Source organism: Collinsella sp. wc0583 (assembly GCF_046116915.1).
In the GTDB taxonomy this organism is placed as follows: Bacteria; Actinomycetota; Coriobacteriia; order Coriobacteriales; family Coriobacteriaceae; genus Collinsella.
On record NZ_JBJXBN010000004.1, the window covers coordinates 141037 to 155811 of the forward strand.

Here is a 14775-nt window from a genome sequence, read left to right on the forward strand (position 1 = left end):
CGAAAACGGTTTTCGTCTTGCAGGGCAGTTGCCGTTTCTACAGTTCAACTTCCAGTTCGGCTTTGTGCTCGTAGAGGTAGTCGCGCATGTAGGGGATGGCAAATGAGACCTTGCCGTACGAGGGAGCCTCGATAATCGATTCTCTTAACAGGCGGCTGCGGACGGAACTCACCTGTTGAGGCGTTTTGTTTAGGGCATCGGCAACCATGCTGGTCGAGCTCGTCTGCCCCAAAGATGCCATGCTCAGCAGATAAGCGATGCACGTGGGCGGAATGCGCTGTAGCGCGGGCTCAATCACCATGGCACAGAAGCGTTCGCGTGCCGTTGCAATGCCGCGCTCGGCTTCTTCTTCTCCAATAATCGGTGTATGTGCGCGTCTTGCCAACTGCCATGCGTAGTATCCAACGAGTTGGATCATGAAAGGATAACCTTGCGTTGCCTCGGCAAGTTGGCCGGCAATACCTGGCTGCAACTCCATGCCAGACGCTTCAATGGTTTCCTCGAGGGAGTACGACACTTCGGTTACTGCCACAGCCTTCAGGTCAAAGGGGAGGGCACGGCGCAAAAACGTAAGTGTCTTTCCGTTGATGATGCTTTCAATCATCGAAGGCAGCCCCGCAAAAACAAAGGCGATATCAAGGTCTTCGCCGATAACCTGCTGAATCGCAATGGAGAGCGTTCGGACCTCATCGAGCTCTGCGTCTTGAACCTCGTCGAGAGTGATGAGCAGGCCATTTTCATTCTTGGATATTGTCTGTCTCATGGCGTCGCGTAGCGATGGACCGATTCGCTCAATGTCTATGCTGCCGATGGATATGCCAGCTACGGTGGGCTCAAATCTGGCGTGTTTGGCCTGGAATTTGGGCTGCAGCTGTTCGAGAATGCGTTGGCAAAGTCCCTCGGTTGCGACCTCTTTTATGACCGTCCAGCCACGGCTTTGCGCCAAACGTGAGCACTCGTCAAGGAGGACCGTCTTGCCCGTTCCACGGACGCCGGCTATGCGCATTAGGCGCCCCGGGGCACCAGGCCCGTTGATGAGGCCTTCATTGAATTCTTCGAGTACATCTTCGCGGCCGATAATCGTGGGGGGTGTTTTACCTGCTGTGGGCTTAAAAGGGTTTGTTTGCATGTGAGCCACCTTTGCTCAAGATATAGCAAGATATAGCAAAGTATAGCAAGATATAGCAAAGTATAGTGAGATATAGCAACGTATAGCGCTGTTCGCGGGTTCTTACGGTGGCGCTATTTTCCGAATGCCGCGCGGATAAAGCGCTGGGCGAACAGCTTGTTGGCAACTCACGAGGGCTCGGGGTGCCAATTTGGGGTGCAGTAGTGCTGCGCCACGAAAAGGGCCTATCTACTACGTTTAAGCCGCAGGGGTCAACCATAGTCGGCTTTTTCGAAAATCGACAAGCTGTCTACCTGCGGTTTTGTTTTCACGGTTTTCGGTATGGCCGAGGCTATCCGTGTTAACGTAGTAGATGGGCCACTTTTGTGGCAAGGGGCCGACCTGCGGCTCAGGGTAGCCAAAAAGCCCCGTCCCAAAAAGACTGATTGGGAGCTGGGGCGTGTCGATGCGATAGTATTGCATGGTGGTATTCGACTAACCGAGGACTTATCCGAGGGCTTTATGGAACAACACCAGCATTATCAGAGCCTGCAAGATCAGGCATACAACGCATTGCGCTCCAAGATCATCTATGCCGAGCTCAAGCCCGGCACGCGCCTTTCGGCGATTGGTCTGGAAAAGGAGACGGGAATCGGACGCACACCCATTCGTGAGTCCTTTGTACGCCTGCGTGAGCAGGAGCTGGTGGAAACGCGCCCCAAAAGCGGCACCTACGTCTCTAAGATCAGCATGGAACACGCCGAAAACGCCTGCTTCTTGCGTGAGAAGCTCGAGAGAAGCGTGCTAATTAAATGCTGTTCGACCGCCACGCCCGAGCAAAAGCATCGGCTCGAGCAGATTCTTGCCGAGTCCGAGTCGCTCGACCATAGCGAAACGCGTCGCTTTTTCGATCTGGACAACCTGTTCCATGAGACGTGTTTTGAGATTGCCGGCCGCCACATGTTGTGGGATTGGATGAAGAGCGTCAATACGCATTTTGAGCGATACAACTGGTTGCGTATGGTCTCGCAGGATCTGGATTGGGAGCCGATTCGTCGGCAGCATCGCCGGATTCTCGAGGCCATTAAAAAGGGCGATACCGACACGGCGAGCTATCTGGCCGAGACACACCTGCACCTGATGCCCGAGGAGCAGGGCCCGGTTATTGCCTTGCATCCCGACTACTTTGAGCTGTCCAAAGACTCGGCCATCTAACTCGCCCCCTACATTAGTTGCGGTGAAATAGGGATTGTTTTGCGGCTCTGATGGTGTAAGCAGTCCGTATCTCACCGCAACTGCCGGGGCATTATCGGGGCACGAAAAAGCTGCGGCGCCGCTTGGAGGAAAAGACCGGAAGCAAGGGTTCATTCCTCCAGACGGCGCCGCAGCTGTTTTGGTGGCTCGGTTTTTACCGAAGTGGTCCAGTTGGGCGCGGTTGCCAGTCGAGTAAGTAAAGCGGCTCGGGGGCGTGTCGCTTCCGTCACGTTCTATCAGCATACAAGACGGTTTCGGTTCTTGTCCGTGACGGAAACGGCGCGCTTCCGAGCCGTTTTAAAAGAAAGGGGGCGAGGTCTAGGGCACGCCCCCTTTCACGATAGAGAGCTAAACCTAGCCGCGGACCTTCTTGACGACGTCCATGGCCTCGCGGGCGATCTGCTCGACCTTGGAGAAGTCGCCGTCGGCGAACAGGGCGGGCTTGACCATCCAGGTGCCACCGCAGGCGATGATGGCGGAGGAGCTCAGGTACTCCTCGACGTTGGCGGTGCTCACGCCGCCGGTAGGCATAAAGCGGTGACCGACAAACGGAGCAGCGAGGGCCTTGATGGTGTTCAGGCCGCCGTACTGAGCCGCAGGGAAGAACTTGGTGACCTTGAGACCCAGGTTCTCGGCCGCGGTGACCTCGGAGGGGGTCACGGTGCCGGGCAGCACGGGCAGGTCGATGTCGATGCAGTGCTTCACGACGTCCTCGTTATAACCCGGGGAGACGATGAACTTGGCACCGGCGGCGCGAGCCTGCTCAACCTGCTCGACGGTCAGGACGGTGCCGGCGCCGACGCACATTTTGGGCTCGGCCTCGGCCATAGCTGCGATGCACTCGGCGGCGCAGGCGGTGCGGAAGGTGACCTCGGCGGACTTCATGCCAGCTGCCATAAGGGCGTGGGCGAGCGGAGCGGCGTCCTCGACCTTGTCGAGCACGACGACCGGCACGATGCCCAGGGACTCAAGCGTGGTGTAGAACTGATCGAACATGATGTTCCTTTCGATATGTGGTGCGCACGGGCGCGTGATTGACAAATGTGCTGGTCAGGAGCCGATTCTGGATTGGTTATCGGAGGCACTGCTTGGGGTTCAAGCAATTCCAAAATCGGCTGCACGACCAGTCATGTAGGAAATGCCAGACAAAACCGGAATGGGACTGGTGGTTTTGCCCGACCGGAGGAATCGGGGAGCGGGCCGCAGAGGTATGGGTATGGAAAGCTGCGGCCCGCGGAATGGGGACGGCTTAGCGCGCGACGCGGGTGCCACCGTCGGCGGCGTTTGCCACAGCGGCGATCTCGTCGGCGGTCACCAGATTGGAATCGCCCTTGATGGTGAGCTTGAGGATCGAGGCCGCAATCGCGTAGTTGACGGCGTCCTGTGGATCAAAGTCGTTGATGAGGGCGTGGACCAAGCCGGCGTTGAAAGCGTCGCCGGCGGCAACGCCCTCGAGCACGTGCACGTCGTGAGCAGGGGAGAACCAGTGCTCGCCGCTCTCGGCGTCAAAGAGCATGCCCATCCAGATGGAGCGCTCGACGCAGGAGATGTTGCGGATGACCGAGGCGACCTTCTTACAGCCGTACTCAGCACAGATCTGACGGGCCATCTCGACGTAGGTGTCGCGTTCCTCGATGCCGTGGGCAAGGGAGCCGGAGACGCAGGTCATACCGAGGCCGGCGGGAGCGTCCTCGTCGTTGGCGATGCAGATGTCGACGAGCGGCAGAAGCTCCTTCATGGTGGCCTGCGACTTCTCGGGCGACCACATCTTGCCGCGATAGTTCACGTCGCACACGGTGGTGATGCCCTTGGCGCGGCAGACGGCGAGCGCCTCCTTGCAGGCGGCGGCCATCTCATCGGAGACGGCGGGGGTCACGCCGGAGAAATAGAAGACATCGATGCCCTTGAGGATCTCGTCCCAGTCAAAGACGTCGCGCCTGGCCATGTTGATGGCAGAGAACTTGCGGTCGTAGACGCAGCCGTTGCCGCGCTGCGAGGCGCCGACCTCAAACACATAGGAGCCAAGACGGTCGCCCTGACGCACGACGCGCGTGGTATCGACGCCGTAGGCCTTCAGCGAGCGCAGCGCGCACTCGCCCAGACGGTTGGCCGGGACAACGGAGACGTAAGCGGTCTTGTCGCCCTGGTAGGCCAGGGAAAGCGCGGTGTTGGCCTCGGCGCCGCCATAGCGAACGTCAAACTCGGTTGCCTGCTCAATACGCAGGTGATCTTTGGGCGAGAGCCTCATCATGATCTCGCCGAAGGTAAGAACCGTTTTATCCATGGTCGTGCAGCTCCTTCTTGCTCGTGCGTACACCTTTGATATGGCGTTGGCACGGAGGTGCCAAGACGGTAGGGTACATCTTTGCACCACCGTGCCAACGCTTGCCGAAATCGGTTTACGAAATCGGTTTCGTTTCGAGTTGTAGTATACTCACCTACAGCGTTTTGCAACCGGCATTTTTAAAAAATGCCTAAAATGGCTCAGACTGCTGACAATTGGGAAACGGGGTGCGCTATGGCGCAGATGAGGATTAAGGACATTGCCGCCGAGGCGGGCGTGAGTCCGGCCACGGTCTCGCGCTATCTCAACAACCGCCCCGGGCAGATGACCGAGGAAACCCGTGCTCGCATTGCGGCGGTTATCGAGCGCACCGGCTATCGCCCACGTGCCGCCGCGCGCAATCTGCGCAGCTCACGCACCAACCTCATCGGCGTGATCCTGGCCGACATCGCCAACCCGTTCTCCAGTGCCATGCTCGAAGGGCTTTCCGCCAGTGCCGCCGCGCGCGGCTGCTCGCTTATGACGGCCATTAGCGGCAACGATCCCGCTAAAGAGGCCGAATCGCTCACCAGGCTTATCGACGCCGGCGTGGACGGCCTGGTCGTCAATACCTGCGGCGGTAACGACGAGGCAATCGCCGCTGCCGCGGGACGTTTACCCGTTGTACTGCTCGACCGCGATGTTGCCGCCGGCGGTGTCGATCTGGTGACATCTAACAACCGCGAGCTGGTTGCCGGCTTGGTAGACGCCTTGGCTGCCGCTGGCAGCGAGCGCCTGTGCCTGCTCACCGAGGCAAGCGATGACAGCCCCGTGCGTCGCGAGCGCGCCGAGGCTTTTGCCGACGAGCTTTCGCGCCGCGGTCTTGCGGGCGAGGTCGTCACCCTGGCCGATGGTGGCGCCACGGGCGTCGGCCGCTTGGACGAGACCATCCGCGGCTATGCAGGTAAAAAGCTCGGCCTCATTGCCGTCAACGGCCTGGTCTTTCTGCGTCTGACCGAGGCGCTGGCACAGTTGGGACCCTCGTTGCCGGCGGGTCTCAAGATCGCGACGTTTGACGACTACCCCTGGAACCACGTGCTCTTTGGCGGTGTGACCACGGCCGCGCAAGACACCCTCACCATTGCCGAGCGCGTGGTCGAGCGCCTGTCCGAGCGCATCGACATCGTTACCACTACGGTGGGCGATGCCGCAAAGCTCGCCCCCAAGCGCATCGAGATTCCCGGTCACATCGAATACCGCGCTTCGACCTCGCGCTAGTCGCTCGTTCGCAACGGCCTGTTCGCGCACGTTTTTTGAGCGCTTGATACGCTTTAACCCTGCGGAAACATTTTTCTGCGATAGTATCTGCGATATAGACCAGTCGAAACCCGCCCGAAAGAAAGGGGAGCGACATGAACCAGCAGAATATCGATTACGTACTCCGCTCCGTAGAGCAGCGTGACATCCGCTTTGTGCGTCTGTGGTTTGTCGACATTCTCGGCCGCCTCAAGAACTTTGCCATTAGCCCCGAGGACCTCGAGGTCGCTTTTGAGGAGGGTATTGGCTTTGACGGCTCCGCTATCGAGGGCTTTGCCACGCCCGAGGAAGCCGATATGCTGGCGTTTCCCGATGCTTCGACCTTCCAGATCCTGCCGTGGCGCCCGAGCCACAACGGCGTCGCCCGCGTGTTCTGCGACGTGTGCACCCCCGATCGCAAGCCGTTTGCCGGCGACCCGCGCGACGCCCTGCGCCGCATGTTCTATAAGGCCGAGAAGGCCGGCTACCTGCTCAACGTGGGCGCCGAGCTGGAGTACTACTACTTCCCCGACGAGCACACGCCCGAGCCGCTCGACAACGTGGGCTACTTTGACCTTTCGGTGAGCGATGCTGCTCGCGACCTGCGTCGCAACACGGTCCTCACGCTCGAGAAGATGTCCGTGCCCGTGGAATACACCTTCCACGCCGCTGGCCGCTCGCAGCATGGCATGAGCCTGCGCCACGCCGAGGCCCTGAGCATGTCCGACGCCATCACCACGGCCAAACTCATCATTAAGCAGCAGGCCTACGAGAGCGGTTGCCACGCCTCCTTTATGCCCAAGCCGTTGGCAGGCGAAGACGGCAGTGCTATGTTCCTGTGCCAGTCGCTATTCGATCACGACGGCAACAACGTCTTTTGGGGCGAGGACGACGAGAAGTACCATCTATCCGACATCGCCAAACACTACATGGCCGGCATTCTGACGCACGCGCGCGAGATCAGCGCCATCACCAACCCCACGGTCAACTCATACAAGCGCATCACCACGGGTGGCGACTCTGTGCCGCAGTACGCCACGTGGGGCCTGCGCAACCGCGCGAGCATGGTCCGCATCCCGGTCTACAAGCCCGGCAAGCAGCTGTCCACGCGCATCGAGCTTCGTAGCCCCGACCCCATGGCCAACCCGTACCTGGTCAACGCCGTCACGCTGGCGGCTGGTCTCGATGGCATCGAGCGCAAACTGGAGCTCCCGCCCGAGGCAACGGCCGAGACGCTCAAGCTCACCGACCGTCAGATGGTCGAGGCCGGCTATACGCCGCTGCCGCGCTCGCTCAAAGAGGCGCTCGACGTCTTTGAGGACTCGCAGTTTATGAAGGATGCCCTCGGCGAGCACATCCATAGCTTCTTCCTCAAAAAGAAGCGCGACGAGTGGCATAAGTTTGAGTCTACGATCACCGAGTGGGAGATCAAGCATTATCTGGCGAACTCCTAATCGCGCTGGCTTGTTCCAGTACGATTGAGCTCATTTCCTTGGAGGTCGATATGTCCGAAAAGAGTGCCCTGTTCATGGCGCGCACGACGCGCTTCCACGAGTTTGCCCGCAGCTTGACGACCACCCTGGGTGTCGAGGTGAGCCTGGCAACCCCCGATTCGCCGACTGCGGCGCACGACTTTGACCTGCTGATCCTCGATTCCGATGGCATCCGCAGTGACCGCATCGATCAGATTGCCAAGTGGCTTGACGATCGCGGCGGCGTCCCCATGCTGGTGATCGTCGATGACGAGGCACTCGGCACCCTGCGCCTGCCGAATCACGCGCATGCCGACTTTGTATGCCCCACGGCGACGCCCAACGAGCTCAAGGCTCGCGCGCAGCGCCTGATGGGCGAGGAGGAGACTGTCGCCGCCGACGATGTGCTCAACATCGACAACCTCGAGATTAACCTGGCAACCTACCAGGTGACGCTCGATAACGAGCCCATCGACCTGACGCTGATGGAATACTCGCTGCTGAGCTTTTTGGCGACGCATCCCAACCGTGCTTACAGCCGCGAGGTGCTGCTGCACCGCGTGTGGGGCTTTGAGTACTGCGGCGGTACGCGCACCGTCGACGTGCACATCCGACGCATCCGCTCCAAGGTGGGCCCGCAGATCGCGGCACACATCACCACCGTCCGCGGCGTGGGCTATCTGTTTAAGGACTAGCTTTCCACCACAAAGGGGACAGGCGCCTTTGTGGTGGTTTTGACGCAGGTGCGGGTTCCTTTAGGGCCTGCAACAGAACTTAAGCATTCCTAAAAGATTGCGTTCTCATACACGTGCACCCGCATATTGGGGTACAACTCAACGTGAACAATGATGGCCCGCCACATGTTTGGTGGGCCTTTGGTTATTTGACGAAAGGATCGCAGCCATGAGCGAGAACGATTCCCAGCGTCCCCAGGATGCGGGCAACGCCGGCGAGACCCAGCAGCAGCCGCGTGTGCAGGTGGAGTCGACGCCTGCCGGCAGCAACATTCCCTACGTGCAGGCCTACGACACACAGACTGGCAAGCCGCTGGGCGGCCAGCAGGTTGTAAACAAGCACACGGTGGTCAAGACCAAGACCAAGACCAAAAAGCTGCCGATCTTTATTACAGCGCTTGCCGGCTGCGCCTGCGGCGCTCTGCTGGTCATCGCGCTCATTATGAGTGGCACGCTCAACATTGGTGGTGGCAAGAATGCCGTGACGGCGGGTGCTTCGGGTTCGTCGACGCAAAAGATTACGATTGATTCCGAGGACACCACGCTGGCCGAGGCCGTTTCTGCCAAGGCCTTGCCCTCCGTCGTTTCCATCACCGCCACTTCGAGCGGCAGCCAGAATGGCTCGCTTTCGCAGTCTGCTGATGAGTCGGATAGCTCGGGCAGCGTTGGTTCGGGCGTGGTGCTCGATACCGAGGGCCATATCCTCACCAACAACCACGTGGTCGATGGTTACGACCAGTACGTGGTGACCATGGACGACGGCGCCACCTACGAGGCCGAGTTCGTGGGCAACGATGCTTCGAGCGACCTAGCCGTCATCAAGCTCAAGGATGCAGACGCCTCCAAGCTTACGCCGATCGAGATTGGCGACTCCTCCAAGCTCAACGTGGGCGAGTGGGTTATGGCCATCGGTTCGCCGTTTGGCAACGAACAGTCTGTCTCCACGGGCATCGTCTCGGCGCTCTATCGCTCCACGGCCATGAGCTCTACCAGCGGCAATACCATCTATGCCAACATGATCCAGACCGATGCCGCCATCAACCCGGGCAATTCCGGTGGCGCGCTCGTTAACGACAACGGCGAGCTCGTGGGTATTAACTCGCTCATCGAGAGCTACTCGGGCTCCAGCTCGGGCGTGGGCTTTGCTATTCCCGTTAACTACGCCAAGAACATTGCCGACCAGATTATCGGCGGCAAGACGCCGGTTCATCCGTACCTGGGTGCCACGCTTTCGAGCGTCAACGCGCTCAACGCCCGCACCAACAAACTGAGTACCGATAGCGGCGCCTATGTGGCGAGCGTCGTTGAGGATGGCCCCGCCGCCAGAGCTGGCATCCAAGAGGGCGATGTCATTACCAAGCTGGGCGACGACGAGATTACGAGTGCCGATGGCCTGATCATCGCACTGCGCAGCCACGAGGTGGGCGAGAAGGTCGAGATCACGCTCGTGCGCGGCAAGGAAGAGAAGAAGGTCACCGTCGAGCTGGGCTCTGACGAGGAGCTGCAGAACCAGCAGCAGGACGACAGTTCGACCGACACCGGCAACGGCGGCATCACCGACGAGCAGCTGCGCCAGTACCTGGAGGAGCTGCTAGGCCAGCAGGGCCAGGGCCAAGGCTACAGTCAGGGTTTCTAACGAGCTGTATTGCGCATATCGAAGCCAGAGGGGCTGTCCCGCCGATGCGGGGCAGCCCCTCTCTTCTTATTGATCCGTTGGGGACGGAGGAAAACGGATCAATTAGAGCTGGCAAGGGCATGGTTTGATCGCGCGCTCCGCCCCGGTCCGTCGGCTGCCGATTCGGTGCGGTTCGAAAGGGCTATTCGGCGCCATGGTGACCGGTGGTACTCTAGTATCCGTTTGAAATCGAGCGAAGGAGTGCCGCTATGGAGCAATCGAGCCTGTTTGGTGACGGCGTGGATATCGATACCGAAACGCCCACGACCGCGGAAGCCACCGCACCGACCGATGCCCGTGCCCAGGCGGCAACGCGTGCGGCCGAGCTGCGCCACGAGCTCGATTACCACGCCTATCGCTACTACATGCTCGACGCGCCCGAGATCACGGACGCCGCCTTTGACAAAATGCTCGTTGAGCTGCAGGAAATCGAGGCGACCTACCCCGACCTGGTGACGCCCGACAGCTATACCCAGCGCGTGGGCGGCTACGTGAGCGAGCAGTTTACGCCGGTTACGCACATGGCACGCATGTATTCCATGGACGATGCCATGGACCTGGACGAGCTCGACGCTTGGCTCCAGCGCACCGAGGATGCGCTCGGTGCCGGTAGCGTCACCTATACCTGTGAGCTTAAGATCGACGGTCTGGGCGTGGCGCTTACCTACCAAAACGGCACCTTTGTGCGCGCCGCCACGCGCGGCGACGGCACCACGGGCGAGGACGTGTCGCTCAATGTGCGCACCATCAAGGATGTGCCCATGCACCTGTCCGAGCCGGCGCTCGCCCACATGGGCGCTGACCGCGAGCGCACCATCGAGGTGCGCGGCGAGGTCTATATGCCCAAGGGCAGCTTTGTGCGTCTGAATGAAGAGGCCGATGCCGAGGGGCGCGACCCCTTCGCCAACCCGCGCAACGCCGCCGCCGGCAGCCTGCGTCAGAAAGACCCCAAGGTCACGGCGCGCCGCGACCTGGCCACCTTTATCTATGCCATCGCCGATACCGACCCGCTGCACGTCCACAGCCAGCGCGAGTTTCTGGACTGGCTTCGTAGCGCCGGCTTTAGCGTCAACCCCAACGTGGCTCGTTGCGCCGCGCCGGCCGAGGTTCACGAGTTCTGCGCCCAGGCCCTCGAGCATCGCGGTGACCTGGACTACGACATCGACGGCGTGGTCGTAAAGGTCGACAGCTTCCAGCAGCAGCTCGACCTGGGCTTTACCGCCCGCGCACCACGCTGGGCCATTGCCTTTAAGTTCCCGCCCGAGGAAAAACAGACCGTCCTGCGCGAGATTCGTATCCAGGTGGGCCGCACCGGTGTGCTCACGCCGGTCGCCGAGTTCGACCCGGTGACGGTTGCCGGCTCCACTATCGCGCGCGCCACGCTACACAACATCGACGAGATCCGTCGCAAAAACGTGCGCGAGGGCGACACTATCATCGTGCACAAGGCGGGCGACGTAATCCCCGAGGTCGTGGGCCCGGTACTCGACAAGCGCCCGGCTGATTCGGTCGACTGGCACATGCCCGAGGTCTGCCCCGTGTGCGGTAGTCCCGTGGTCCACGAGGACGGCGAGGTTGCCTACCGCTGCGTCTCCATCGATTGCCCCGCGCAGCTCAAGGAGCGCCTGCTTCACTGGGTGAGCCGCGGCTGCATGGACGTTGATGGCCTAGGCGACGAGATTGTCGACAAGATGATCGCCGCCGGGCTGATTCACGATGTCGCGGACTTCTACCAGCTCACGGTCGACGACATCGCAGGCCTGGACACGGGGCGCACCTATGCCAGCTCCAACAGCAAAAAGGGCGTTAAGAAGGGCGACCCCATCCCGGTAGGCCTCAAGACGGCCGAAAAGATCATCGCCGAGCTCAACAAGTCCAAGAGCCAGTCGCTCGGTCGCGTGCTGTTTGCCCTGGGTATCCGCCATGTGGGCAAGAGTGTGGGCGAGGTCATCGCCGAGCGATTCCTGTCGATTGACAAGCTCATCTTGGCGAGTGAAGAGGACATCGCCGAGTGCGAGGGCATCGGTCCCAAGATTGCGGCGAGCGTCAAGCAGTTCCTGGCCGTGCCCGAGAACCTTGCCGTGCTGGAGCGCCTGCGCCAGGCGGGCCTGTCGCTCGAGGTCGACTTGGGCGCCGCGCACGCGCAGGCCGCAGCCGACACTGGCGTGGCGGGTGAGCTTGCTGACGCACAGCCGCTTGCGGGTCTGACCTTCGTGCTCACCGGCACGCTCGTCAACCGCACCCGCGACGAGGCAGGCGCGGCGCTCAAGGTGCTTGGTGCCAAGGTCTCGGGCAGTGTTTCAAAGAAGACGAGCTATCTGGTCGCCGGCCCCAAGGCGGGCTCCAAGCTCACCAAGGCCGAGCAGCTGGGTGTGCCCGTACTGGATGAGGACGCACTCGAGCAGATCTTGGCTACCGGTGAGGTGCCCCAGGCTTAGTGCATCGATAACCAAATTGAAGATCCGCCCGGAAAGCATGATTGAACTGCCTTCCGGGCGGATCTTATTTGGACGGGGCAACGGGCACTGTGATCTGCGTCACGTAGGTTGTGGGGTTGTCGCTGATGATGTCGTCGATGAGGGCGATCTCGCGCGAGGGGCCGACGGGTGTCAGGTTGCGCTCGCGCATATAGTTGAGCAGCTGCTCATAGCGTGGGGTTGCTTGCCCGTGCGTGCCGCGAAAGCTAATGGTCAGGCAGCGCGCGGCGGGCCGCGTCTCGAGGTCGCCCTCGTAATCATCGGTGTCATCGAGCAGTAGAAAGACCTCGTCGTAGCCATCAAAGTCGCCGGCGGCGAGGCGCTCGGCGCTAATCCCAACGCCCAAGTTGCCCAGAAAGACAAAGGTCTCGTGCTGGCCCTTCTGCAGTTGACGAATCTGCCACTCCAACGCATAGGCGTCGGTGGGGTTGACGCGTTCGCGCAACACGGCGCAGCGAAGCTCGGGCGCATCGATTGTGCAAATGGTATCGAGCTCGGTGTTCAGGGCATCGTGCAACAGGGCAAGCCGGTTATCGATCTTGCGCGACACGCGTTCGAGCTCGCGGCGCTTGCGCTCGATGAGCTCCTGCTGCTGAGTCAGCTGCCGCTGCATGAGGTCCACATCGCGCGTGGTCACAAACTCACGGATTTGTGCGAGCGGCAAGTCGAGAACACGCAGATGACTGATGGTGTTGAGGGTGGAGAGCTGCCGCGATCCGTAGTAGCGGTATCCACTTGCCGGATCGATGTGTGCCGGATCCAGCAAGCCCATCTGCTCGTAATGGCGCAGCGTGCCCACGCTCAGGTTAAACAGGCGCGCAACCTCGCCAATGCGGAGCAGACCCTCGGTATGTTCAGTTGGCGAGTCGGTCATGGCACCGCTCCTTTCAATGGACGGGGAAGGGGCGCCGAGGTCGTACGACGCAAACGATCCTCTACGCCATCAGCTTGTTAAAAGCCCCGCGCCGGTTGAGCACGGTAAACGCGACAACACAGATGACCGCCGACAAAATCGAGCCGCACGGCGAAGCGATGCCCATGGGAAACAACGTGTCGGAATAGGCGTTCGATAGCAGCCACGCGCCCGGCACGCGAATGAGCGCCACGGCCAGCACGTTGTGCGCAAAGCCGATGTAGCTCTTGCCGTAAGCAGCGAAAAAGCCGCTAAAGCAAATGTGGATGCCGGCAAAGATTGCGTCGAAAATGTAGCTGCGCATATAGCCGGTACCGGCCGCGACCACCGCGGCGTCCTTGGCAAAAAAGCCAATAAACGCCGGGGCCACCAGCCACATCAGCACCGTGATCAGGCAGCCGTACACCACCGAGATCGTCATAGCGTCCTTGAGCACCTGACGTGCGCGGTCGCCCTTGCCCGCGCCGGCATTTTGCGCCGTGAGCGCGCTGACGGTGGCACCCATGGAACTTGGCACAATGAACAAAAAGCTGATCATCTTTTCGACCAGGCCCACGGCGGCGGCGTCGACGAGCCCTCGGTGGTTGGCGATGACGGTGATAAACATAAACGCCACCTGGATGCAGCCGTCCTGCACGGCCACGGGCACGCCAATCTTAAGAATGCTGCCGAGCACCTCGGGCTGGGGGCGCAGGTCGCTGCGCTTTACGTGGATGTTCGTGCGGCGGCTCTTGAGCCACACGAGCGCGAGGGCAACGCTGGCCGTCTGGGCGGTCACCGTGCCGAGCGCCGCGCCCACGGGGCCGAGCCCCATGTGGCCGATAAACAGAAAATCGAGCGCGATGTTAATGATGCACGCCACGCCGATCACGTACATGGGCGAGCGCGAATCGCCCAGCCCGCGAAAGATGGCCGAAAGAATGTTGTATGCGGCGATAAACGGAATGCCGACAAAGCAGATACGCAGGTAGGCGGCGGTTCCTTCGACTGCCTCGGCCGGCGTGCCAATGAGTGCCACAATCTGCGGACACAATGCAAGCAGGACAGCGGCCAGCACCACCGAGACGCCCATAAAGAGCGTGATGGTGTTGCCGATGGCGGTCTCGGCGCGGTCGAAGCGGCGCGAACCCACGGCGTGACCGACGATGACCGTCGTTCCCATGGCTAGACCCACGAGCGTCACGGTAATGATATAGAGCGTCTGCGCACCATTGCCCACGGCGGTGATGCCGGCGGCGCCGCTAAACTGCCCCATCATGTACAGGTCGGCCATGCCGTAGAGCATCTGCAAAAAGTACGAGAGCATATAAGGCAGGGCAAAGACCGCGATGGTCTTAAGGACATTGCCGCGTGTGAGGTCGTGTTCCATGGGCGGGGCTTTCTGGCTGGGTTCGTTTACGTACCAGTGTAGTGAAAACCCTACAACGATTGTAGAGTCAAGGTTTGTGTTGACGCCGGAGCGAAAAAGTCTCGCGCACCATTATTCCGAGTGAATATGGACACACGTCACGAGAACTCGCCGCCGTCGCTAACCTTGCAGAAAACGATTTCGGAATACTTGACACCATTATTCGGCGCGCAAT

Annotated in this window: 11 protein-coding genes; 6 read left to right on the forward strand and 5 right to left on the reverse strand. The window is 60.7% G+C overall.

All coding sequences use genetic code 11. From position 1 onward, the window contains the following. Positions 1-37: 37 nt before the first annotated feature. On the reverse strand, positions 38-1129 hold the full coding sequence (locus tag ACKUUJ_RS04735; RefSeq protein WP_409064818.1) for an ATP-binding protein: 1092 nt from the start codon (positions 1127-1129) through the stop codon (positions 38-40). 501 nt (positions 1130-1630) lie between these two features. On the opposite strand from ACKUUJ_RS04735, the gene ACKUUJ_RS04740 reads away from it, so the two are divergent. Next, the gene (locus ACKUUJ_RS04740; protein ID WP_409064819.1) at positions 1631-2323 is read left to right on the forward strand and encodes a GntR family transcriptional regulator; all 693 of its coding nucleotides are present in this window, start codon (positions 1631-1633) and stop codon (positions 2321-2323) included. 393 nt (positions 2324-2716) lie between these two features. On the opposite strand, the gene eda is transcribed toward ACKUUJ_RS04740, so the two are convergent. Beyond that, a complete protein-coding gene (gene eda, locus ACKUUJ_RS04745) occupies positions 2717-3358 on the reverse strand; it encodes a bifunctional 4-hydroxy-2-oxoglutarate aldolase/2-dehydro-3-deoxy-phosphogluconate aldolase (RefSeq protein WP_055252503.1) in 642 nt (213 codons plus the stop codon). Positions 3359-3611: 253 nt separating this feature from the next. Then, positions 3612-4646, reverse strand: coding sequence for a sugar kinase (locus ACKUUJ_RS04750; protein WP_055252504.1), 1035 nt, complete (start codon positions 4644-4646; stop codon positions 3612-3614). Positions 4647-4880: 234 nt separating this feature from the next. Here ACKUUJ_RS04750 and ACKUUJ_RS04755 point away from each other — a divergent pair, with 234 nt between their 5' ends. From ACKUUJ_RS04755 to ligA, 5 genes are all read left to right on the forward strand, one after another. Further along, a complete protein-coding gene (locus ACKUUJ_RS04755) occupies positions 4881-5903 on the forward strand; it encodes a LacI family DNA-binding transcriptional regulator (protein ID WP_409064820.1) in 1023 nt (340 codons plus the stop codon). Between the two features lie 134 nt (positions 5904-6037). Then, complete coding sequence (locus tag ACKUUJ_RS04760) at positions 6038-7375, forward strand: glutamine synthetase family protein (protein WP_409064821.1); 1338 nt, start codon at positions 6038-6040, stop codon at positions 7373-7375. A 50-nt stretch (positions 7376-7425) separates the two neighbouring features. Then, positions 7426-8088 carry a response regulator transcription factor gene (locus tag ACKUUJ_RS04765; RefSeq protein WP_118256204.1) on the forward strand — a complete coding sequence of 221 codons (663 nt, stop codon included), beginning with the start codon at positions 7426-7428 and terminating at the stop codon, positions 8086-8088. Between the two features lie 208 nt (positions 8089-8296). Beyond that, complete coding sequence (locus ACKUUJ_RS04770; protein ID WP_409064822.1) at positions 8297-9763, forward strand: S1C family serine protease; 1467 nt, start codon at positions 8297-8299, stop codon at positions 9761-9763. Positions 9764-10011: 248 nt separating this feature from the next. Continuing rightward, positions 10012-12240 (forward strand): NAD-dependent DNA ligase LigA, encoded by a 2229-nt coding sequence (ligA, locus tag ACKUUJ_RS04775; RefSeq protein ID WP_409064823.1) that lies wholly within the window; start codon positions 10012-10014, stop codon positions 12238-12240. A gap of 64 nt (positions 12241-12304) precedes the next feature. Here the strand turns inward: ligA and ACKUUJ_RS04780 are convergent, their stop codons facing one another. Beyond that, on the reverse strand, positions 12305-13153 hold the full coding sequence (locus ACKUUJ_RS04780; protein WP_409064824.1) for a MerR family transcriptional regulator: 849 nt from the start codon (positions 13151-13153) through the stop codon (positions 12305-12307). Positions 13154-13214: 61 nt separating this feature from the next. Then, the gene (locus tag ACKUUJ_RS04785) at positions 13215-14561 is read right to left on the reverse strand and encodes an MATE family efflux transporter (protein WP_409064825.1); all 1347 of its coding nucleotides are present in this window, start codon (positions 14559-14561) and stop codon (positions 13215-13217) included. Positions 14562-14775 lie beyond the last annotated feature (214 nt).

Bases quoted from the DNA above. Each gene is read 5' to 3' on its own strand.
- ACKUUJ_RS04735 (WP_409064818.1), bottom strand. From the start codon at position 1,129: ATGCAAACAAACCCTTTTAAGCCCACAGCAGGTAAAACACCCCCCACG.
- ACKUUJ_RS04740 (WP_409064819.1), top strand. From the start codon at position 1,631: ATGGAACAACACCAGCATTATCAGAGCCTGCAAGATCAGGCATACAAC.
- eda (WP_055252503.1), bottom strand. From the start codon at position 3,358: ATGTTCGATCAGTTCTACACCACGCTTGAGTCCCTGGGCATCGTGCCG.
- ACKUUJ_RS04750 (WP_055252504.1), bottom strand. From the start codon at position 4,646: ATGGATAAAACGGTTCTTACCTTCGGCGAGATCATGATGAGGCTCTCG.
- ACKUUJ_RS04755 (WP_409064820.1), top strand. From the start codon at position 4,881: ATGGCGCAGATGAGGATTAAGGACATTGCCGCCGAGGCGGGCGTGAGT.
- ACKUUJ_RS04760 (WP_409064821.1), top strand. From the start codon at position 6,038: ATGAACCAGCAGAATATCGATTACGTACTCCGCTCCGTAGAGCAGCGT.
- ACKUUJ_RS04765 (WP_118256204.1), top strand. From the start codon at position 7,426: ATGTCCGAAAAGAGTGCCCTGTTCATGGCGCGCACGACGCGCTTCCAC.
- ACKUUJ_RS04770 (WP_409064822.1), top strand. From the start codon at position 8,297: ATGAGCGAGAACGATTCCCAGCGTCCCCAGGATGCGGGCAACGCCGGC.
- ligA (WP_409064823.1), top strand. From the start codon at position 10,012: ATGGAGCAATCGAGCCTGTTTGGTGACGGCGTGGATATCGATACCGAA.
- ACKUUJ_RS04780 (WP_409064824.1), bottom strand. From the start codon at position 13,153: ATGACCGACTCGCCAACTGAACATACCGAGGGTCTGCTCCGCATTGGC.
- ACKUUJ_RS04785 (WP_409064825.1), bottom strand. From the start codon at position 14,561: ATGGAACACGACCTCACACGCGGCAATGTCCTTAAGACCATCGCGGTC.